The sequence below is a fragment of the Lichenibacterium ramalinae genome (assembly GCF_004137085.1).
Taxonomy (GTDB): Bacteria; Pseudomonadota; Alphaproteobacteria; order Rhizobiales; family Beijerinckiaceae; genus Lichenihabitans; species Lichenihabitans ramalinae.
Window position 1 is genome coordinate 12,477 of the sequence record NZ_QYBC01000014.1, and the last position, 19,462, is coordinate 31,938.

Genomic DNA, 19,462 nt, shown 5'->3' on the forward strand with positions numbered 1-19,462 from the left:
GCACGTCCGCTTTCGACCGGATCCGGACCGAGAGCGGCTGTTCCGCCCCCCTCCCGACGTCACGGCCTCGATCCCGCGGCGACTGGCCGCCCCGAACCCGCCGCCTCACAGGAAGCTCTGCGGCTCCACGTCGACCGCCACCCTGAGGCTGCCCGTCGCCTTCGGCCCCGCCGCCAGGATGGCGCGCAGGCAGCCCTGCAGGTCGGCCGAGCGCGGCGCCTTGACGAGCAGGCGGAAGCGGTACCGCCCGCGGATCATGGCGATGGGGGCTTCGGCGGGGCCGAAGACCTCGATGCGCGGGGCGTCGCCCGGCGCGAGCGCGAGCGGGTCGCCGCCCGTGATGCCGTAGGCGGCGCGCGCCAGGGCGCGGGCATGGGTCTCGACCGCTGTGCGGTCGGTGCCGCTGACGATGAGGGCGGCGAGCCGGCCGAAGGGCGGCAGGCCGGCCTGCTGTCGCGCCTCGATCTCGGTGCGGTAGAAGCGCTCGACGTCGCCCGTCAGAAGCGCCCGCATCACGGGATGGTCGGGCTGGAAGGTCTGGATCAGCGCCCGGCCGGGCGCCTCGCCGCGGCCCGCCCGGCCCGTCACCTGCTGGAGCAGCTGGAAGGTCCGCTCGGCGGCGCGCGGGTCGCCGTTGGCGAGGCCGACATCGGCGTCGATGATGCCGGCCAGCGTCAGGTTGGGGAAGTTGTGGCCCTTGGCGACGAGTTGCGTCCCCACCACGATGTCGACCTCGCCGCGCGCCACGGCATCGAGCTCCTGGCGCAGCCGCTCGGTGCCGCCCGGCATGTCGGAGGACAGCACGAGCTGGCGCGCGTCCGGGAAGAGCGCCGCCGCCTCCTCGGCGATGCGCTCCACCCCGGGCCCGCAGGCCACGAGCGCGTCGACCTCGCCGCAGCGCGGGCAATGGCCGGGCTTGCGCTCCACATGGCCGCAATGGTGGCACATGAGGGCGCCGCGGAAGCGGTGCTCCACCATCCAGGCCGAGCATTGGCCGCAGGTGAAGCGGTGCCCGCAGGAGCGGCACAGCGTCAGCGGCGCGTAGCCGCGGCGGTTGAGGAAGAGCAGCGCCTGCCGTCCCGCCGCCACCGTCTCGGCCACGGCCTCGACGAGTTTCGGGGCGATCCAGCGGCCGCGGGGCGGGGCGTCCCGGCGCAGGTCGATGGCGGCGAGGGCCGGCAGGCTGCGGCCGGCATAGCGGGCGTCGAGCCTCACGTGGCCGTAGCGGCCCGTCTCGGCGTTGACGCGCGTTTCCAGCGACGGCGTCGCCGAGGCCAGCACGACGGCGGCCTCCTCGAAGCGGCCGCGCATCACCGCCATGTCGCGGGCATGGTAGCTCACGCCGTCGTCCTGCTTGTAGGCGGCCTCGTGCTCCTCGTCGACGACGATGAGGCCGAGGTCGGCGAAGGGCAGGAACAGGCTGGAGCGCGCGCCCGCCACCACCTTGATGTCGCCCGACGCGATGCCCGACCAAGCCCGCGCGCGGCGCCGGACCGACACGCCCGAATGCCATTCGGAGGGGCGGGTGCCGAACCGGGCGGCGAAGCGGTCGAGGAACTGCGCCGTGAGGGCGATCTCGGGCAGCAGGATCAGCGTCTGCCGACCGGCGCGCAGGGCCGCCGCCACGGCCTCGAAATAGGTCTCGGTCTTGCCCGAGCCCGTCACGCCTTCCAGCAGCGTGACGGTGAAGCGGCGCTCGGCGGCACGCTCGGCGAGCCGGGCCGCCGCCTCGGCCTGGGCGGGGTCGAGCGCCACCGTGCCGGCCTCGGGGTCGGGCGCGGGCGGCAGCGGGTCGGGCGGCAGCGCCACGGTCTCGAGCGTGCCCTCGTCGACCAGCCCGTCGATGACGCCCGGGCTGCAGCCCGCCGCCTCGGCCAGGGCGCGCTTGGTCAGCACGGCTTCACCCTCGGCGGCGTCGAACACGCCCATCACGCGCCCGCGGGCCGGCGTCAGGCGGGCGGGCGGCGGCCCGGCCCGGCGCAGGCCGAAGCGCACGGGTTCGGCACCGGCGAATTCGGGCGCCCGCACCGCCATCCGCAGCACCATGCCGCGCGGGCTCAGCGTCCAGGCGGCGAGCCAGTCGACGAAGCCGCGCAGCGGCGCCCGCACGGGTGGCCAGTCCACCCGCGACAGCACCTGCTTGAGGTTGTCGCCGCCCGCTCCGCGCGCGTCCCACACGACACCCAGCGTTTCGCGCGTGCCGAGCGGCACCACGACGAAATCGCCCGGCGCCAGGGCCAGCCCCTTGGGCACGCGGTACGAATAGGCGGTGTCGACCGCGACCGGGATCAGCACGTCGACCACGGTCGGCTGCGGCGCCGGCGCCGCTGGCGGCGCTGCCGGGTCGGCCGTCATGGCGGCGGCGCGTCGAGCAGTGCCAGCAGGGCATCCTCCTCGGGCCGGCCGGCGACCGCGACGGCGGCGGCGCCGCACCCCCGCAGCGGTTCGGCGCAATCGTCCGACAGGCACAGGTGGCGCAGCGTCACGACGGCGTCGGCCAGGCCGGCGTCGTCGGCGAGGGCGAGCGCCAGCTCCACGCTGCGGCGCGAATAATGCAGCGCGGCCCCGACCGTTCCGGCGCGCAGCGCTTCGACGGCGGCGGTCGGCCAGGCCGGCAGCGCCTCGGCGGCATAGACCTCCAGGGTGTCGAGCCGGTAGCCGGCCTCCGTCACCGAGGTTTCGAGCAGGGGCTTGCGGTGGCGGCCCGCCAGAAAGAGCAGCCGGGCCGGGCGCGGCAGGGTGAGGCGGAGGAGGTCGGCGAGGGCCCCGGCGTCGCCCCGCCCCACCCGGACGTCGCGGAAGCCGGCCGCGCGGGCCGCCGCCGCGGTGCGGGCCCCCACGGCGAAGACCGGCAGGCGGCGGTCGAGGCCGTCGGGTGGCGGAAAGGCGTGGTGGCTCGTCGCCGTGACGGCGTCGAAGGTCCCGGCCGGCAGGGCGGCACCGGTGGGGTGGATGGCGCTGACCGGTGCCGGCAGGGCGGCGTGGCCGCGCGCCGCGAGGGCGGCCGCGGTGCGCTCGGCATCGGGCAGGGGCCGGGTGACGAGGACCAGCATGGCGCTCAGTGCGGGCCGCGGAAGGCGGCGAGAAGGTCGGCCGGGGCGCGGGACAGGATGTCCCGGCCGGCCGCGCGGCCGATGGCGTCGGCGGTCCCGGCGTCTCCCTGCACGACCGCCTCGACCGAGCGTGCCCCGTCGGGCGCGAGCACTTCCCCCCTGAACACGATCCCGCCCGCGTCGACCCGCGCATAGCCGGCGATGGGGGTGCGGCAGGAGCCGTCGAGCACGTCGAGGAAGGCGCGCTCGCAGGCGACCGCCGCGCCGGTGTCGCGGTCGAGGATGGGGCGCAGGACGTCGGCCGTGGCCGCGTCGCCCGCCCGGGCCGCGATGGCGATGGCGCCCTGGCCGACGGCGGGCAGGAAGGCGTCGAGCGCCAGTCGCTCGGTGACGCGGTCCGTCAGGCCGAGGCGCTTCAGGCCCGCCATGGCCAGGATCGTGGCGTGGTAGTCGCCCGCATCGACCCGGCGCAGGCGGGTCTGCACGTTGCCACGCAGCAGCCGCACGTCGAGGTCGGGCCGCAGGCGGCGGAGCTGGGCCTGGCGCCGCAGCGAGGCCGACCCGACGACGGCGCCCTGGGGCAGGCCCGCCAGCGTGGCGCCGTCGCGCGAGATGAAGGCGTCGCGCACGTCCTCGCGCGGCAGGAAGCCGGCGAGCGCGATGCCCTCCGGCAGGCGGGTCGGCAGGTCCTTGGCGGAATGGACCGCGACGTCGATGTCGCCCGCCATCAGGGCGATGTCGAGCTCCTTGGTGAACAGGCCCTTGCCGCCGGCTTCCGACAGCGACCGGTCCTGGATGGCGTCGCCCGTGGTGGCGATGACCACGACGGCGAGGCGCTCCTCGTTCCAGCCGTGGGCGGCGGCGAGCCGCGCCCGCGCCTCGTGGGCCTGGGCCAGCGCCAAGGGGCTGCCCCGTGTGCCCAGCCTGAGCACGATCGCCTCGCCCGCCATGCCGTCCCGCTTCCGCATCGTCCCGCAGGACCCGTTGATCACGACGGCGACATGCGACGATCCTGTCCGCCACCTCCCCGGCCGTCGACGCGGGCCCGACGGGCCCGCGCGCGCTAATATAGGCGGGCCGAGGGGGCCGCGGAAGCCTCGGGCCGGGCCTCGTCGCAGCGGCGCGCGAAGTCCGCGATGCGGGCCAGCGTGGCCGGGTCGGTCAGCAGCGGCGCGTGGCCCTGGCCCGGCACGGTGAACAGCGCGGCATCGGGGTGGCGCCGCAGCATCTCGGCGGCGGTGTCCTCCGACAGGAGGTCGGTGTTCTCGCCGCGCACGACGAGCAGCGGCGCGGCGGACAGGCCGGCGAACTGGTCCCACAACACCGGCAGGGGCTTCGACGGATCGAGCGCCCTGAGGCCCTCGGCCAGCGCCGGGTCGTAGCGGCCCGCGAAGCCGCCGTCCCGCTCGACGTAGGTGGTGCGGGCGAAGTGGAGCCAGTCTTCGGCCGACAGGCCGGTGAACTGCGCGCCCGCATAGCCCTGGATGGTCCGCACCGCGTCGTCCCAGTCCCGCGGGGGCGGAAGCCTGCCGACATAGCCGCGGATGCGCTCCAGCCCGGCGGGCGCGAGGACGGGGCCGATGTCGTTCAGCACGGCGCCGCGGACGAGCCCGGGGCGGATGCCGGACAGCACCATGGCGATGAGGCCGCCGCGCGACGTGCCGACGAAGACGGCTTCGGGCACGTCCGCGGCGGCCAGCACCGCCAGGACGTCGCCCGCCTCGACCGGCACGCTGTAGTTGGCGGGCGCGGGGTCGTGGTCCGAGCCGCCGCGGCCGCGATAGTCGAGCGACAGGACGCGGCGCGGCGGGCCGGCCGCGCCCCCGCCCGCGAGATGGGCGGCCAGGACGTCGAAATCCGCCGTGGTGCGGGTCAGGCCCGGCAGGCACACCACCGGCAGGGCGCCGGCCGCGCCGCGCCCGACGTCGCGGTAATGCAGCCGCAGGCCGTCCGCGGCGGGAACGAAGCGGCTGGCGGTGTCGGCGTCGCTCATGGCGGTCCTTTCATGCGGGTCGGCAGGTCGGCGCAGGTCGGCGGCGGCGGCCGGCTTCCCCCGGCCGGTCGATCTCCGGTCCGGATCCGCCCGATCAGGTCCGCCCGGTCAGGTCCCCTTGCGGGCGGGCGGCGGCGGCTCGTTCCCCACCAGCAGCATGGCGGGGCGCCCGAGCTTGGCGCGGTACACCTGCAGGTTCTCCATCACGCGCTGCACGTAGTTGCGCGTCTCCGAATAGGGGATCCGCTCGATCCAGTCGACGACGTCGATGCCGGGCTTGCGCGGGTCGCCGTAGGCGGCGATCCAGTCGTGCACCGCCCGGCCGCCCGCGTTGTAGGCGGCGAAGGTCAGGATGTAGGAGCCGTTCTGTTCGTCGAGCAGCGTGCCGAGATGGGCGGCGCCGAGCTGGGCGTTGAAGGCGGGGTCGCTCGACAGGCGCCCGTCGTCGTAGGCGACGCCGGCGCGGCTCGCCGTCATGCGGGCCGTGGACGAGATCATCTGCATGAGCCCCTTCGCCCCCGCCGACGACAGCGAGCGCTGGTCGAACTCGCTTTCCTGGCGGGCGATGGCGTAGACGACCGACAGGTCGGCCGAGTTCGGCAGCGGGTTGAAGGACGGGATGCCGAAGGTGGGGAAGGCGGTGTCGTCGAGCGCCAGCCCCCGCTGGGTGGCGGCCTTGCCGACCGTCAGCGTGGTGCGGGCGTCGCGGCTCCGCTCCAGCACCTCGCCGAGCGCGCCGACCTGGGCGTCGGAGGGCTCGCTCCGGCCGATGTCGAGCGCCAGCGGCAGGGCGATCTCGCGCTCGCCGAGGCCGTAAAGGTAGTCGGCCACCCGCACGGCCTCGCTCCGCGCCTCGCCGGTGGCGGGCGCCACCGTGTGCAGCGTCACGGGGCGCCCCAGGCGGGCGGCCGCGAGCTGGCCGTAGAACGTGATGGAATATTGCGCGGCCTCGTCGTAGCGGCGCTGGGCCTCGTCGGCCTGGCCGGCGGCTTCGGCGGTGCGGCCCTGCCAATAGGCGGCGCGGCTCTTCGAGATCGGGGTCTCGGCGAGCTTGGCGATCGTGTCGAACTGGGGCGCGGCCGCCTTGGGGTCCTGGAGGAAGCGGAGCGCGATCCAGCCCGCGTGGAAGGCCGCCTCGATCCGCGACGCCGTGCCGGCTTCGCCGATCTCGGCGCAGAGGCGGAAGGCCTTCTGCGGGTCGCCGAGGTCGAGCAGCTTGCGCAGGACGATGCGGCGCTCCGTCCACCATTCGTCGCCGTCGACGATCTCGGCGCCGCGCGGCGCCGCCAGGATGAGGTCGGCGGCTTCCTCGGCGCGGTTCTGCCGCCGCAGCCGCTGGATGCGGGAGAACAGCGCCAGCGGGTCGGATTGGAGCGCCTTGGGCACGGCCGCCAGCGTCACGTCCGACAGCGGGGAATTGCCGATCACGGCGACGCGGGCCTTGGCCAGGGCCACGACGTCGGGACCCGCCAGGGCCGCCTCCTTCAGGCCGGCCGTGACCTTCTCCTTGTAGAGGAAGCGCTCGGCCCGCAGCCTGTGGTCCTCGCGGTCGATGACGTCGGCGAAGTCGTGGGCGAGCGTCGCTTCCTGCCAGGGCGTCAGGTCGTCGTCGCGCCACAGGGCGTGGACGAGGCGCGCGGCGGCCTCCGGCTGGCCGAGGCCGCGGTCGGCCTGGGCGAGGGCGATGCGGCCCGCGACGGTCTTGGGGGCCGGGCCGAGGCGCGCCGTGACGAGGGCGGGGTCGCGCGTGGCGGCCACCGCCTCCTCGACGCGGCGGTTGACCCAGGCGAGGGCCGGCCAATCGGGGTGGGCGCCGACGAAGGCGTCGAGCCGGGCGAGCCCGACGAGGTGCGAGTCGAGCCGCACGGCCGTCCACTCGGCCGTGAGCCGCGCCACCGGGTTCGTGAGTCCCCGCGCGGCGGCGTCCCCGCCCGCGACGTCGTTGCGGCGATAGCTGTCGATGGCTTGGCGCAGCAGCGGCGCATCCGCGTCCTTGGCGGCGATCGACGGGCCGGTCGGGGCGCCGGTCTCGGTGGCGGTGCCGGGCTGGCTGGGGCCGTCGGCCGGGCCGGGCTGGGCACCGCCTCCGCCCTGTCCCGCGCCGCCCTGTCCCATGCCGCCCTGTCCCGTGCCGCCCTGTCCCGCACCGCCTTGGGGATCCGCCGCCGTCATGGCGTCGGCCAGGACGCCGAAGGCTGTCGGCGCGATGGGTTCGGCCCGCAGCGTCGACTTGCCCGGCCCCTTGCCCGGTCCCTTGCCCGCCCCCGTGGGCCCGTGCAGGTCCGGCCGCGTGGCGGCGAGCCACAGCCCGCCCGGCGCCGGGGCGAGGCGCGAGGGCGCCCGCTGCGCGAACCAGCGGTGCGGGGTCCGCTCCAGCCCATGCCGCAGGAAGGGGACGAGAAGCGCCGCGCAGGCCAGAGCCGTTCCGGCCAGGAGGACGGTTCCAATACCCTTATACGCCATGCACTCACCAGGACGACGGGAGATGATCGCTGTCATGCCGCCGATGCTGCACGCGCGAGCTTTACGAAAACTAAACCATGCGGGGGCGAGGGCGCCCCGGCCGGCGCTCTTGTAAAGGTCTTTTCACGCCCCTTCGGGCGCGCTAGACCGTCCGCCACCTTCACAGGCCATCGAAATGCGGCGTGCATGGGGCTGTGGCGTGGAGGGCGGCATCGAGTCTGAGGTTGTGATACGTCCCATGGCTGCGACTTTCAGGGGATCTGCACCGGCGCTCGTCACGCCCTTCAAGGACGGTGCCGTCGACGAGGACGCCTTTCGCGCCCTCGTGGACTGGCAGATCGGCGAAGGGTCGCACGCGCTCGTGCCCTGCGGCACGACGGGCGAAAGTCCGACCCTGACCCACGCCGAGCACATGCACGTGGTCGAGGTCTGCGTGCGCGAAGCGCGCGGCCGCGTGCCGGTGATCGCGGGCGCGGGCTCCAACAACACCGCCGAGGCCATCGCGCTCGCCCGCCATGCCGAAGGCTGCGGCGCCGATGCCGTGCTGGTGGTGACGCCCTACTACAACAGGCCCAGCCAGGAGGGGCTGTACCGGCATTTCAAGGCCATCAACGACGCGATCGGCCTGCCGATCATCATCTACAACATCCCGCCGCGCTCGGTCGTCGACATGTCGATCGAGACCATGCAGCGCCTCTATGAACTCGACAACATCGCCGGCGTGAAGGACGCCACCGGCAATCTCGCGCGGGTGTCGACGCAGCGCCAGGCGCTCGGGCCGGAGTTCGTGCAATTGTCCGGCGAGGACATGACGGCGCTGGCCTACCTGGCGGCGGGCGGCCACGGCTGCATCTCGGTGACGGCCAACGTCGCCCCGAAGCTCTGCGCGGCGCTGCAGGAGGCGGCGCTCGGCGGGGACTACCGGGCGGCGCTGCGCCTGCAGGACAAGCTCGTGCCGCTCCACGCCGCCATGTTCGCCGAGCCGAGCCCCGCCGGACCGAAATACGGCCTGTCCCGCCTCGGGCGGGTCCGCGACGAGCTGCGTCTCCCCATGCTGCCGGCGACGCCCACCGCCCGCGGCCTCATGGACCGCGCCATGGCGCATGCCGGTCTGCTGGATGCCGGATCGATCGACGGCTGACGCCGTCGCGTGGTTGACCCGTCGGCCCCGATCGCCATCTCAGGACGGTCGGGTGCAACGCAAGCTTGAGTGGAAACGGGTCCGAATTTGGCCAAGAATGAGACGAACTTCAAGGTCGTGTCCGACAATCGTCGGGCGCGCTACAATTACGAGATCGGCGACGTCTACGAGGCTGGCCTCGTGCTGACCGGCACGGAGGTGAAATCCCTGCGCTCCGGCAAGGCGACGATCGCGGAAAGCTACGCGTCCGCCGAGAAGGGCGAGATCTTCCTCATCAACGCCACCATCCCGGAATACGGCCACGGCAACCGCTTCAACCACGAGCCGAAGCGGCCCCGCAAGATCCTGCTGAAGTCGCGCGAGATCGCCAGGCTCACCCAGGGCATCGAGCGCGAGGGCATGACGCTCGTGCCGCTCAAGGTCTATTTCAACGAGAAGGGCCGCGCCAAGCTGACCCTGGCGATCGGACGCGGCAAGAAGCTCCACGACAAGCGCGCCACGGAGAAGGAGCGGGACTGGAACCGCGAAAAATCTCGCCTGATGCGCGACAAGGGCCGCGAGTAGCTTTCCGGAGCGTCACGCCCCGTCCAGGAAGGCCCTCACCTGCGCGAAGACGGCGCGGAACATGGCGGTCGTCAGTACGCCCGTGTTGGTGTTGTAGCGCGAGCAGTGATAGCTGTCGAAGAGTTGTAGATCCCGCCCGGCGAAGCTCACGGCGTGCTGCCGGCCGTGGCCGAAGGGGACGGCCGCGAGGCGCTGGCCCAGCGCCCGCACCACGCTTTCGTGAGCGATGCGGCCGAGGGCCAGCACGGCGGTGAGCTCGGGCAACCCCGCCATGCGCTCGATGAGAAACGTCCGGCAGGTGGCGATCTCGGCCGGCACGGGCTTGTTGGCGGGCGGCACGCAGCGCACCGCATTGGTCACCATGCAGTCGACGAGGGCGAGGTCGTCGTCGGGCCGCTCGTCGTAGGTGCCGGCCGCGAAACCGGCCAAAGCCAGCGTCTCGTAGAGCAGGTCCCCGGCCCAGTCGCCCGTGAAGGGCCGGCCCGAATGGTTGGCGCCGTCGCGCCCCGGCGCCAGCCCCACGACGAGGAGCCGCGCCGTCGCGGGCCCGAAGGACCGGACCGGCGCATTGTAGCCGGCGGGGTCGCGCGACCGGCACGCGTCGCGGAAGGCGACGAGCCGCGGGCAGAGCGGGCAATCGGGGTGCGGCTCGGCGACCCCGACGGCGGCGACCCGCGCCGTCGTGACGCCGAACGTCATGGGACCGTCCCGGTCATCGGGAGGCCGCCGTCACGCGACGCCGGAGCCGTCGTCCTCGGGGGCCGGCACGTAGTCGCGGGCGATGGAGCGCCGCTCCACCCGCGGCGCACGCTCCGGCCGCTCGCCGTCGCGGCCCACCTTGGCGATGAGGTGGACGAGGTCGATGAACTCGTCGGCCTGGCGACGCAACTCGTCGGCCACCATCGGCGGCTGCGTCGTCACGGTCGACACGACCGACACGCGCACGCCCTTGCGTTGCACGGCCTCGACCAGGGAGCGGAAGTCCCCGTCGCCGGAAAACAGCACCATGTGGTCGATGTTCTCGGCCATCTCCATGGCGTCGACGGCCAGCTCGATGTCCATGTTGCCCTTGACCTTGCGGCGCCCCATCGAGTCGACGAACTCCTTGGTGGGCTTCGTCACCACCGCGTAGCCGTTGTAATCCAGCCAGTCGATCAGCGGTCGAATCGACGAATATTCCTGATCCTCGACCAAGGCCGTGTAGTAGAACGCACGGATAAGGCGACCCTTGCTTTGAAACTCGCGCAGGAGTTTCTTGTAGTCGATGTCGACCCCGAGGGTCTTCGCCGTCGCGTAAAGGTTGGCGCCGTCGATGAAGAGGGCAGTGCGTTCTGGGTCGGCCATACAGGTTGTGCTCTTGGTCGATGATCGAGTGATGGGGCGACGTCCGGTCGGTCGGGCCGACGCTCCGGGCGACCATGCCCTCGGCTCCGGATCGGTCCGTACTGGCGCGATGCGCTCGGGACCCCGCTGCCGAAGCCCTAAGCTCCGGTGCGCCGTCAGCCATCCCGGGATTATAGTGCGACACGCCAACGCGTCCACATCGTGACGCAGTCTGGAATCGCGGGTCTTTTTCCCGCTCCATCGCGGGGCCGACGCGATGCCCTGCCATCACGACCTGCCCATCACGACCTGCCCATCACGATCTGCCCGCCATGGCCCGGCCGCCGCGCGGCCCGCCGTGGCTGCGCCGGACATCGCACCCGCGTCAAGCCCGAATCGGTGCAGGGGGCTTGCGTCGCGGCATCGCGCGGGCTACCGCAGCGGGAAACACCCCCCATCCCGCTTTCGAAGGACATCGACATGGCGCGCGTCACCGTGGAAGACTGCATCGACAAGGTCGAGAACCGCTTCGACCTCGTGCTCCTGGCCAGCCATCGCGCGCGGCTGATCTCGTCCGGCTCGCCCATCACGCTCGACCGCGACAACGACAAGAACCCCGTCGTGGCGCTGCGCGAGATCGCCGAGGAGCGCTTCGCGCCCGAGGACATGCGCGAGGACCTGATCCATTCGCTGCAGAAGCACGTCGAGGTCGACGAGCCCGAGCCCGAGGCCGTGCCCGCCATGACGCCGTCCACCGTCAAGAACCTGGCCGATCCGGAGGCCAGCCCCGACATCCAGTTCGACCGCATGACCGAGGAAGACCTGCTGCGCGGCCTCGAAGGCCTCGTGCCCCCGGCCGAAACCGAGGACGAGGGCGAGTAGTCGCCTCACGCATCCGGCGCCGGCCCTCGAGGCACCACGCCTCGCGGCGCCGGCCCTTGCGACTCTAGCCCTCGCGGCGCCGTTCCGGCTTGCCCCGGCCGGCCGCGATGCCGATACTCCAGGGCATGACGCTCGCCACCCTCGCCCCGCGCCGCCCGGGGCCCGTGAAGATCCTGCGACAATACGAACTCGTCGACCGTGTCCGGAGCTACAATCCGGAGGCCGACGAGGACCTGCTGAACCGCGCCTACGTCTATGCCATGCGGGCCCACGGCACGCAGAAGCGCGCCTCCGGCGACCCCTACTTCTCCCATCCGCTCGAAGTCGCCGCGATCCTCACCGATCTCAAGCTCGACGACGCCACCATCGTGGCGGCCGTGCTGCACGACACGATCGAGGACACGGAAGCCACCCGCGAGGAGATCGACCGGCTCTTCGGCGACGAGATCGGCAGCCTCGTCGACGGCCTGACCAAGATCAAGCGCCTCGACCTCGTCTCGAAACAGGCCGCCCAGGGCGAGAACCTGCGCAAGCTGCTGCTCGCCATCGCGGACGACATCCGCGTGCTGCTGGTGAAGCTGGCGGACCGGCTGCACAACATGCGCACGCTCCACCACGTGCCGGTGGCCAAGCGGGCCCGCATCGCCCAGGAAACACTGGACATCTACGCGCCGCTGTCGGGCCGCATGGGCATGCAGGGCATGCGCAACGAGCTCGAGGAGCTTTCCTTCGCGGCCCTGATGCCCGAAGCCCACGCCTCCATCGTGTCGCGGCTCGACGACATGACGGAGAAATACGGCTCGCTCATCGCCAAGATCGAGACCGAGCTGTCCGAGCGGCTCACCCAGAGCGGCATCAAGGCCAGCGTCAAGGGGCGGCAGAAGCAGCCCTATTCGGTGTGGCACAAGATGGAGCAGAAGAACCTCGCCCTGGAGCAGCTGTCCGACATCTTCGGGTTTCGCGTGCTCGTCGAGTCGATCGAGGACTGCTACCGCGTGCTCGGCATCATCCACACCCAGTGGCCGAGCGTGCCGGGCCGGTTCAAGGACTATATCTCGACGCCGAAGCAGAACGACTACCGCTCGCTGCACACCACGGTCGTGGGGCCGGGGCGCCAGCGCGTGGAACTGCAGATCCGCACCCGCGCCATGCACGACCTCGCCGAGAACGGCATCGCGGCCCACGCCCTCTACAAGGACGGCGGGGCGCTCGACGTCGGCATCGCGGCGGGGGAAAGCCGCGCCTATTCGGGCCTGCGCCGCACCATCGCCATGCTGGCCGATGCCGACAGCGCCGAGGAATTCCTCGAACACACCAAGCTCGAGCTGTTCCACGACCAGGTCTTCTGCTTCACCCCCAAGGGCAAGCTGATCGCGCTGCCGAAGGGCGCCACTCCCATCGACTTCGCCTACGCGATCCACACCGGCATCGGCAACACGGCGGTCGGCGCCAAGATCAACGGCCGCATGGCGCCGCTGTTGAGCGAGCTCGCCAACGGCGACGAGGTCGAGATCGCCTGCGCCGAGGGGCAGGTGCCGCCGCCCGCCTGGGAGTCGCTCGTCGCCACCGGCAAGGCCCGGGCCGCGATCCGCCGGGCGACGCGCGACGCCGTGCGGGCGCAATATTCGGGGCTCGGCCGCCAGATCCTCACCCGCGCCTTCGAGCGCAACGGCAAGACCTTCTCGGAGGAGAAGCTCCGGACGGCGCTGCCGCGCCTCGCCCGCACCTCCTTCGAGGACGTGCTGGCGGCCGTCGGCCGCGGCGAGATCTTCTCGGGCGACGTCATCCGGGCGGTGCACCCCGAGATCGCCGAGCCCCGCAAGGCCGGCGCCCCGCCGGCGGCGGGGGAGCCGGGCTGGTTCGGCCTCGAGAAGGCCGAGAACTTCCGCTTCAAGGTGCCGGGCGCCCCGCAGGCGCCGGGCGACGCGGAAGGCCCGATGCGGCCCATCCCCATCCGCGGCCAGTCCGGCGACCTTCCGGTGAGCTTCGCGCCGAACGGCGGGGCCGTGCCGGGAGACCGCATCGTCGGCATCCTGACGCCGGGGGAGGGCATCACCATCTACCCGATCCAGTCCCCGGCGCTGACGGCCTTCGACGACCAGCCGGAGCGCTGGCTCGACGTGCGCTGGGACATCGACCCCTCGCGCAAGGAGCTGTTCCCGGCGCAGATCGCCGTCACGGCCATCAACGAGCCCGGGGCGCTGGCCGCCATCACGGCCGCGATCGGCGACCACGGCGGCAACATCGACGACCTCCGCGTCATGTCGCGCTCGCTGGATTTCCGCGAGGTGCTGGTGGACGTCGAAGTGTGGGACCTGAAGCAGCTCGGCACCATCATGGCGCAGCTGCGGGCGCAGAAGACCATCTCGCGCGTGGAGCGGGTCAATGGATGACGGGGCCGGCCGCGCCGGGAGCGCGGCATGATCGTCGGGATCGGCAGCGACCTGTGCGACATCCGCCGCCTCGCCGCGGTGCTGGAGCGTCACGGCGAGCGCTTCGCCGCCCGCTGCTTCACCGACGTCGAGCGCGGCAAGGCGGAGCGCCGGGCCGACCGGGCCGGCACCTACGCCAAGCGCTTCGCCGCCAAGGAGGCCTGCGCCAAGGCGCTCGGCACCGGCCTGCGCCACGGCGTGTTCTGGCGCGACATGGGCGTGATCAACCGGCCGTCGGGACAGCCGACGCTGGCCCTCACGGGCGGGGCGCTTCGCCGCCTCATGGCCATCGTGCCGGCCGGGATGGAACCCGTGATCCACCTCAGCCTCACCGACGAACACCCCTATGCCCAGGCCTTCGTGGTCATCGAGGCGGTGGCGGCCGCCGCCTGAGGGACGCGCCGGCCACGCCCGTCAGGCTTGGCGTCCCGGGGCCGGGCCGCTATATGCACGCGATCCCGCATGCGGCGGCGCGCCTCGCGGCCTCCCGCGCCGCGGATGGACACCCGGCGGCGCCGGACAGGACGATCGGACCAGACACGATGACGGAGCCCGTGAGCCTCAAGGGCAAGGAGGCCGAACGCCGGCGCAAGGCCTCCCAGGAGGGCGGCCTCGGCGAGACCGTCAAGGTCGTGGTCCAGGCCCTGCTCATCGCCCTCGTGGTGCGCACCTTCCTGTTCCAGCCCTTCAACATCCCCTCGGGGTCGCTCATCCCGACGCTGCTGATCGGCGACTACCTCTTCGTGTCGAAATATTCCTACGGCTATTCCAAATACTCCTTCCCCGACCTGTCCGGCACGATCTCGGACCTGCTGCACGTGCCGCGGCCGCCGGACTACCGCGACCTCGTGTCGGGCCGCTTCCTCGCCACCTCGCCGAAGCGCGGCGACATCGCGGTGTTCAAGACGCCGTCGGACAACACCACCGACTTCATCAAGCGGGTGATCGGCCTGCCGGGCGACCGGATCCAGGTGACGCATGCGCGCCTGATCATCAACGGCCAGGTGGCGCCGCGCGAGCCCACCCAGAAGGTCACCACCCGGGACCGCTTCGGCAACGAGGTCGAGGTGCCGACCTACAACGAGACGCTGCCGGGCGGCGTCACCCACCGGATCATCCAGCTCGACGGCGACGACGGCGGGCTCGCCTCCAACACCGACGTCTACGTGGTGCCGCCGGGCGAATATTTCATGATGGGCGACAACCGCGACAATTCCCTCGACTCGCGCGTGCCGGTGGAGCAGGGCGGCGTCGGCTACGTGCCGTTCGAGAATTTCGTCGGCCGCGCCGAGATCATCTTCTTCTCCATCAGGGAGGACACGCCGTTCTGGGCCTTCTGGCGCTGGCCGACGGACGTGCGCTGGAGCCGCCTGTTTTCGCTCGTTCGATGAACCGGCACGCCGGCCGGGCCGACCGGTCGGGGCTCGAGGCGAGCCTCGGACACCGGTTCGCCACGCCCGACCTGCTCGGCCGGGCGCTGACCCACATCTCGGGCCTGAGCGGCGCCAATGCCCGCTCGGGCAGCTACCAGCGGCTGGAGTTCCTCGGCGACCGCGTGCTGGGGCTCGCCGTCTCGGCCATGCTCTACGCCGAGTTCCCGCATGCCACGGAGGGCGAGCTGTCGCGGCGCCTCGCCGACCTCGTGCGGCGCGAAAGCTGCGCCGAGGTCGCGGCCGCGTGGGACGTCGGCCCCTACCTCAGGCTCGGGCCCGGCGAGGTCCAGTCCGGCGGGCGGGGGCGCCAGGCGATCCTCGCCGACGTGTGCGAGGCGCTCATCGGCGCCGTCTTCCTCGACGGCGGCTTCGAGGCCGCCGCCGGGCTGGTGCGCCGCGCCTGGGAGCCCCGCATGCTGTCGCCCCGCCGCGCCTTGCAGGACTCCAAGACGGCGCTGCAGGAATGGGCCCAGGCCCGGGGAAAGCCGACGCCGGTCTACAGCGAGACCGAGCGCAGCGGCCCCGCCCACGCGCCCAGCTTCGTCGTGACGGTCGCGGTGGAGGGTTGCGAGGGCGCCGCCGGGGTCGGCACCTCGAAGCGGCTCGCCGAACAGGACGCCGCCGAGGCATTCATGCGCCGTGAAGGCTTCGGGCCGCTGCCGCCCGCGCCCGCCCCGGCCGAAGGACAGGACCCATGAGCGACCAGACTCCCGCGGCTGCGCCCCAGCCGACCGGACCCACGCGCTGCGGCTTCGCGGCGCTGATCGGCGTGCCCAATGCCGGCAAGTCGACGCTCATCAACGCCCTGGTGGGCTCGAAGGTGTCGATCGTGTCGCGCAAGGTCCAGACCACGCGGGCGCCGGTGCGGGGCATCGCGGTCGACGGCGACGCCCAGGTGATCCTGGTCGACACGCCCGGCATCTTCGCCCCCAAGCGCCGGCTGGACCGGGCCATGGTGCAGGCCGCCTGGGGCGCCGGCGGCGACGCCGATGCCGTCGCGCTGCTGATCGACGCCCGCAAGGGCCTCGATCCCGACAACGAGGGCATCGTCGCCCGGCTGGCCGAGAGCAAGGCCAAGCGCTTCCTGGTCCTCAACAAGATCGACACGGTCGAGGTCGAGAAGCTGTTGAAGCTGGCCGAGACCGTCAACGCGCGGCTGCCCTTCGCCGAAACCTTCATGGTGTCGGCGCTGAAGGGGCACGGCATCGCGAAGTTCCTCGGCGTGCTCGCCGACGCCATGCCGCCAGGCCCCTGGCTGTACCCGGCCGACCAGGTCACGGACGCGCCGCTGCGCCTCTTCGCCGCCGAGATCACGCGCGAGAAGATGTTCGAGCGGCTGCACGAGGAGCTGCCCTACCAGACCACGGTCGAGACCGACAGCTGGAAGACCCTGCCGGACGGCTCCGCCCGCATCGAGCAGACGATCTTCGTGACCCGCGACGGCCACAAGAAGATCGTCATCGGGGAAGGCGGCCAGACCCTGAAGTCCATCGGCAAGGCGGCCCGCCGGGAGATCGGCGAGGCCGCCGACTGCACCATCCACCTCTTCCTGCACGTCAAGGTGCGCGAGAACTGGCTCGACGACCCGGAGCGCTTCCGCGGCATGGGGTTGGAGTTCCCGAAGGGCAAGGCCTGACGGCCCGTCGGCGGCGACGTCCCGCCGCCGGGCCCGCGCTCAGGACGCGACGGAGTCCAGCACCGTCACGGCGCGCCGGTTCTGCGACCAGCACGAGGCGTCGGGGCAACGGCGCACCGGCCGCGTGTTGCCGAAGCTGACGGTCTTCACCCGCCCGGCCCCGATGCCGCGACGCTCGAGGTAGGCGGCGACGGCGGCGGCGCGGCGGCGTCCGAGGTCGAGGTTCGCGGCGGGCGAGCCCGGCTCGTCGGCATAGCCCTCGACCACGATGCGGTAGGGCGCGAAGCGCTTCAGCCAGGCGGCCTGCTTGTCGAGCGTGACGCGGCCCGTGTCCGACAGATCCGCCGAGTTCGGCGCGAAGAACACCCGCCGGCCGACGTTCACGTCGAAGTCGGACGGGCTGCCGCGCGGCGCGTCGAGCAGGGTCGCGATGGGCGTGTCGCCGTTGACGCTCGGCGCCGAGGACCCGCCGAAGGCGCCGCAGCCGGCGAGGGCGGCGGCGGACAGCGCCGCGGCGGCGAGGCGGGGCAGGGATTTCACGGGCGTCCTCAATGGATGTGCTTCAGCACCAGCACGGCCGTGCCGACCGGGATGCGCTGGTAGAGGTCCATCACGTCTTCCGGCAGCATGCGGACGCAGCCCGACGAGGCGTCGGTGCCGATGGTCCAGGGCTCCAGCGTGCCGTGCAGGCGATAGCCGAGGTCCTTGCCGTCGCGGTACAGGTAGAGGGCGCGGGGGCCGAGCGGGTTGTCGGGGCCGCCTGCCATGTGGTGCGGCAGGTCGGGGCGCCGCGCCAGCATCTCGGGCGGCGGCGTCCAGCCCGGCCAAATGGCCTTGCGGGCCACCGAGGCGCGACCGAACCACTTGAAGCCTTCGAGGCCGACGCCGACGCCGTAGCGCAGCGCCGTGTTGTTCTCGAACGTCACGTAGAGAAAGTGGTTCTGGGTGTCGACGATCACGCTGCCGGGCGGCTCGTCATGCCGGTGTTCGACCAGCTGCCGGTGCCACACCGGGTCGAGGGCCGCCACGTTCGAGCGGTTGTAGGTGAAGCCGTGGTCGCGGGCCGTGCCCGCGAAATAGGGGCTGGGGTCGAAGGCGGCCGCGGCGGGGCGCGCCGTGAAGCCCAACAGGGCGCAGCCGCCCAGCATCGCGCGGCGCGTGATCGCCAAAATTCGTTCTCCTCCAGCCGTATCGCCGACACCATGTCGCCTGCGGAAAGTGTCGCCACGGTGGCTGAGAATCCGTTACATGACCGCCGTTGCGGGAGGGACACAGGTGGAGTGGCAGGATCGCGGCGTCGTGCTGGGCGGGCGCGCCTATGGCGAGACCAGCGTCATCGTCGAACTGCTGACGGCCGAGCACGGCCGACACCTCGGCCTCGTGCAGGGCGGGCGCTCGCGCCGCCTGCGCCCGGTGCTGCAGCCCGGCAACGCCGTCGCCGCCACCTGGCGGGCCCGCATCGACCACCACATGGGCGCCTTCCTGATCGAGGGCCTGGCGCTGCGCGCCGCCCGCATCATGGACAGCGCCGCGGCCCTGCACGCCGTGAACCACCTCTGCGGCCTCGCCCGCCTGCTGCCGGAGCGCGAGCCCCAGCCGGTGCTGCACGCCATGCTGGACGCCATGATGGAGGGGGTGGAGGAGCGGGAAGCGTTGCCGCTGCAGATGCTGCAGTTCGAACTCGCCTTCCTGGCCGCGCTCGGCTTCGGGCTGGACCTCGCCAGCTGCGCGGCGACCGGGGCCAGCGAGGACCTGCATTTCGTGTCGCCCAAGACCGGCCGGGCCGTCTCGCTCGGCGCCGCCGGCATCTACGCCGACCGGCTGCTGACGCTGCCGCGCTTCCTGCGGCCCGGCGGCGGGGCCGCCCCGGTCCCCCCCGAGGACCTCGCGGCGGCGTTCCGGCTCACCGATCACTTCCTGTCGCGGGACGTCTTCGGGCCCCGCCACATCGCCCCGACCCCGTCGCGCCGGGCCTATCTGGCGACGCTCGGCGCCGGGCCCGGCGCGGCCTAGGCGCCGCGGCGGCCGGCACCGACCCGTCAGTCGACGGCGTGGGCGCAGACCGGCCGCAGGGCCTTGGAGCTCACGCCGTAGCCCGAATCGAGCGACACTTCGGCCAGCGGGCAGGGCACCAGCGTGCCGTGGATCACGGCGGCGTCGGCGGCCTGAGGCGGGTTGACGAGGGCCACGCCGATCAGGGTCGCGACGACGGCGGCGATGCCCGAAGACAGGCCGAGGATGGCTTTGTTGGTCATGAGGTTCCCGCACAAACACGGCGCCGCCTGGCGCACCGGGTGTCCCGCACCCGGGCGCAAGGCCTCGCGCACCGGGTCGTGGTCGACCGTGGGGGACCTGACTAGGCCCGGGGACCGGGACCGGCTAGTGCAGGCCCGCAACAGTCAGGCTTCAGGTTCAGAATGCGCCCGCGCCGCCGGAGTTCCCACAGCGGTGGCAAGCCTGCCGCAATTCCGACATGGCAAGGCTCGACCCAAAGCCTCGACGCGAGCCTCGACTCCCGACGCCGGGACAGCCCCTTGCGACG

19 protein-coding genes are annotated in these 19,462 nt (G+C 72.7%); 9 read left to right on the forward strand and 10 right to left on the reverse strand.

What is annotated here, in order from left to right; genetic code table 11:
* Positions 1-105 precede the first annotated feature (105 nt).
* The 5 genes from D3272_RS16550 to D3272_RS16570 all read right to left on the reverse strand — a co-directional run bounded on the left by D3272_RS16550 (position 106) and on the right by D3272_RS16570 (position 7,509).
* Positions 106-2,355, reverse strand: coding sequence for a primosomal protein N' (locus tag D3272_RS16550; protein WP_129220321.1), 2,250 nt, complete (start codon positions 2,353-2,355; stop codon positions 106-108).
* Positions 2,352-3,053 carry a uroporphyrinogen-III synthase gene (locus tag D3272_RS16555; protein ID WP_129220322.1) on the reverse strand — a complete coding sequence of 234 codons (702 nt, stop codon included), beginning with the start codon at positions 3,051-3,053 and terminating at the stop codon, positions 2,352-2,354. Before D3272_RS16555 ends, D3272_RS16550 begins: the two co-directional genes overlap by 4 nt.
* 5 nt (positions 3,054-3,058) lie before the next feature.
* A complete protein-coding gene (hemC, locus tag D3272_RS16560) occupies positions 3,059-4,003 on the reverse strand; it encodes a hydroxymethylbilane synthase (RefSeq protein ID WP_129220323.1) in 945 nt (314 codons plus the stop codon).
* 113 nt (positions 4,004-4,116) lie between these two features.
* On the reverse strand, positions 4,117-5,046 hold the full coding sequence (locus D3272_RS16565; protein ID WP_129220324.1) for an alpha/beta fold hydrolase: 930 nt from the start codon (positions 5,044-5,046) through the stop codon (positions 4,117-4,119).
* Between the two features lie 108 nt (positions 5,047-5,154).
* The gene (locus tag D3272_RS16570; protein ID WP_129220325.1) at positions 5,155-7,509 is read right to left on the reverse strand and encodes a lytic transglycosylase domain-containing protein; all 2,355 of its coding nucleotides are present in this window, start codon (positions 7,507-7,509) and stop codon (positions 5,155-5,157) included.
* A gap of 238 nt (positions 7,510-7,747) precedes the next feature.
* Between D3272_RS16570 and dapA the strand changes: the two genes are divergently transcribed.
* A complete protein-coding gene (dapA, locus tag D3272_RS16575) occupies positions 7,748-8,650 on the forward strand; it encodes a 4-hydroxy-tetrahydrodipicolinate synthase (protein WP_129220326.1) in 903 nt (300 codons plus the stop codon).
* Between the two features lie 87 nt (positions 8,651-8,737).
* A complete protein-coding gene (gene smpB, locus D3272_RS16580) occupies positions 8,738-9,214 on the forward strand; it encodes an SsrA-binding protein SmpB (protein ID WP_129220327.1) in 477 nt (158 codons plus the stop codon).
* 12 nt (positions 9,215-9,226) lie between these two features.
* Here smpB and D3272_RS16585 read toward each other — a convergent pair whose 3' ends face one another.
* Together D3272_RS16585 and D3272_RS16590 are read right to left on the reverse strand one after the other, a co-directional pair.
* On the reverse strand, positions 9,227-9,913 hold the full coding sequence (locus D3272_RS16585) for a uracil-DNA glycosylase (RefSeq protein WP_129220328.1): 687 nt from the start codon (positions 9,911-9,913) through the stop codon (positions 9,227-9,229).
* 30 nt (positions 9,914-9,943) lie between these two features.
* Positions 9,944-10,558 carry a LabA-like NYN domain-containing protein gene (locus D3272_RS16590; RefSeq protein ID WP_129220329.1) on the reverse strand — a complete coding sequence of 205 codons (615 nt, stop codon included), beginning with the start codon at positions 10,556-10,558 and terminating at the stop codon, positions 9,944-9,946.
* Between the two features lie 459 nt (positions 10,559-11,017).
* On the opposite strand from D3272_RS16590, the gene rpoZ reads away from it, so the two are divergent.
* The 6 genes from rpoZ to era all read left to right on the forward strand — a co-directional run bounded on the left by rpoZ (position 11,018) and on the right by era (position 16,920).
* Entirely contained in the window at positions 11,018-11,419 is a 402-nt protein-coding gene (gene rpoZ, locus D3272_RS16595) for a DNA-directed RNA polymerase subunit omega (protein ID WP_129220330.1), read from the forward strand.
* A 125-nt stretch (positions 11,420-11,544) separates the two neighbouring features.
* Entirely contained in the window at positions 11,545-13,812 is a 2,268-nt protein-coding gene (locus tag D3272_RS16600; protein ID WP_245496621.1) for a RelA/SpoT family protein, read from the forward strand.
* Between the two features lie 27 nt (positions 13,813-13,839).
* Positions 13,840-14,244 (forward strand): holo-ACP synthase, encoded by a 405-nt coding sequence (gene acpS / locus D3272_RS16605; protein ID WP_129220331.1) that lies wholly within the window; start codon positions 13,840-13,842, stop codon positions 14,242-14,244.
* A gap of 149 nt (positions 14,245-14,393) precedes the next feature.
* Positions 14,394-15,242 carry a signal peptidase I gene (lepB, locus tag D3272_RS16610; RefSeq protein ID WP_129220332.1) on the forward strand — a complete coding sequence of 283 codons (849 nt, stop codon included), beginning with the start codon at positions 14,394-14,396 and terminating at the stop codon, positions 15,240-15,242.
* The gene (gene rnc / locus D3272_RS16615; RefSeq protein WP_129220333.1) at positions 15,239-15,982 is read left to right on the forward strand and encodes a ribonuclease III; all 744 of its coding nucleotides are present in this window, start codon (positions 15,239-15,241) and stop codon (positions 15,980-15,982) included. The genes lepB and rnc overlap by 4 nt, the downstream gene beginning before the upstream one ends.
* Positions 15,979-16,920, forward strand: coding sequence for a GTPase Era (gene era / locus D3272_RS16620; RefSeq protein WP_129220334.1), 942 nt, complete (start codon positions 15,979-15,981; stop codon positions 16,918-16,920). The genes rnc and era overlap by 4 nt, the downstream gene beginning before the upstream one ends.
* Before the next feature lie 39 nt (positions 16,921-16,959).
* On the opposite strand, the gene D3272_RS16625 is transcribed toward era, so the two are convergent.
* Both D3272_RS16625 and D3272_RS16630 read right to left on the reverse strand, forming a co-directional pair.
* Positions 16,960-17,460 (reverse strand): OmpA family protein, encoded by a 501-nt coding sequence (locus D3272_RS16625; RefSeq protein WP_245496622.1) that lies wholly within the window; start codon positions 17,458-17,460, stop codon positions 16,960-16,962.
* A gap of 8 nt (positions 17,461-17,468) precedes the next feature.
* On the reverse strand, positions 17,469-18,068 hold the full coding sequence (locus D3272_RS16630) for a L,D-transpeptidase (RefSeq protein WP_428978003.1): 600 nt from the start codon (positions 18,066-18,068) through the stop codon (positions 17,469-17,471).
* A gap of 127 nt (positions 18,069-18,195) precedes the next feature.
* Here D3272_RS16630 and recO point away from each other — a divergent pair, with 127 nt between their 5' ends.
* Positions 18,196-18,933 (forward strand): DNA repair protein RecO, encoded by a 738-nt coding sequence (recO, locus tag D3272_RS16635; protein WP_129220456.1) that lies wholly within the window; start codon positions 18,196-18,198, stop codon positions 18,931-18,933.
* Positions 18,934-18,959: 26 nt separating this feature from the next.
* Here recO and D3272_RS16640 read toward each other — a convergent pair whose 3' ends face one another.
* The gene (locus D3272_RS16640) at positions 18,960-19,175 is read right to left on the reverse strand and encodes a hypothetical protein (RefSeq protein WP_129220337.1); all 216 of its coding nucleotides are present in this window, start codon (positions 19,173-19,175) and stop codon (positions 18,960-18,962) included.
* Positions 19,176-19,462 lie beyond the last annotated feature (287 nt).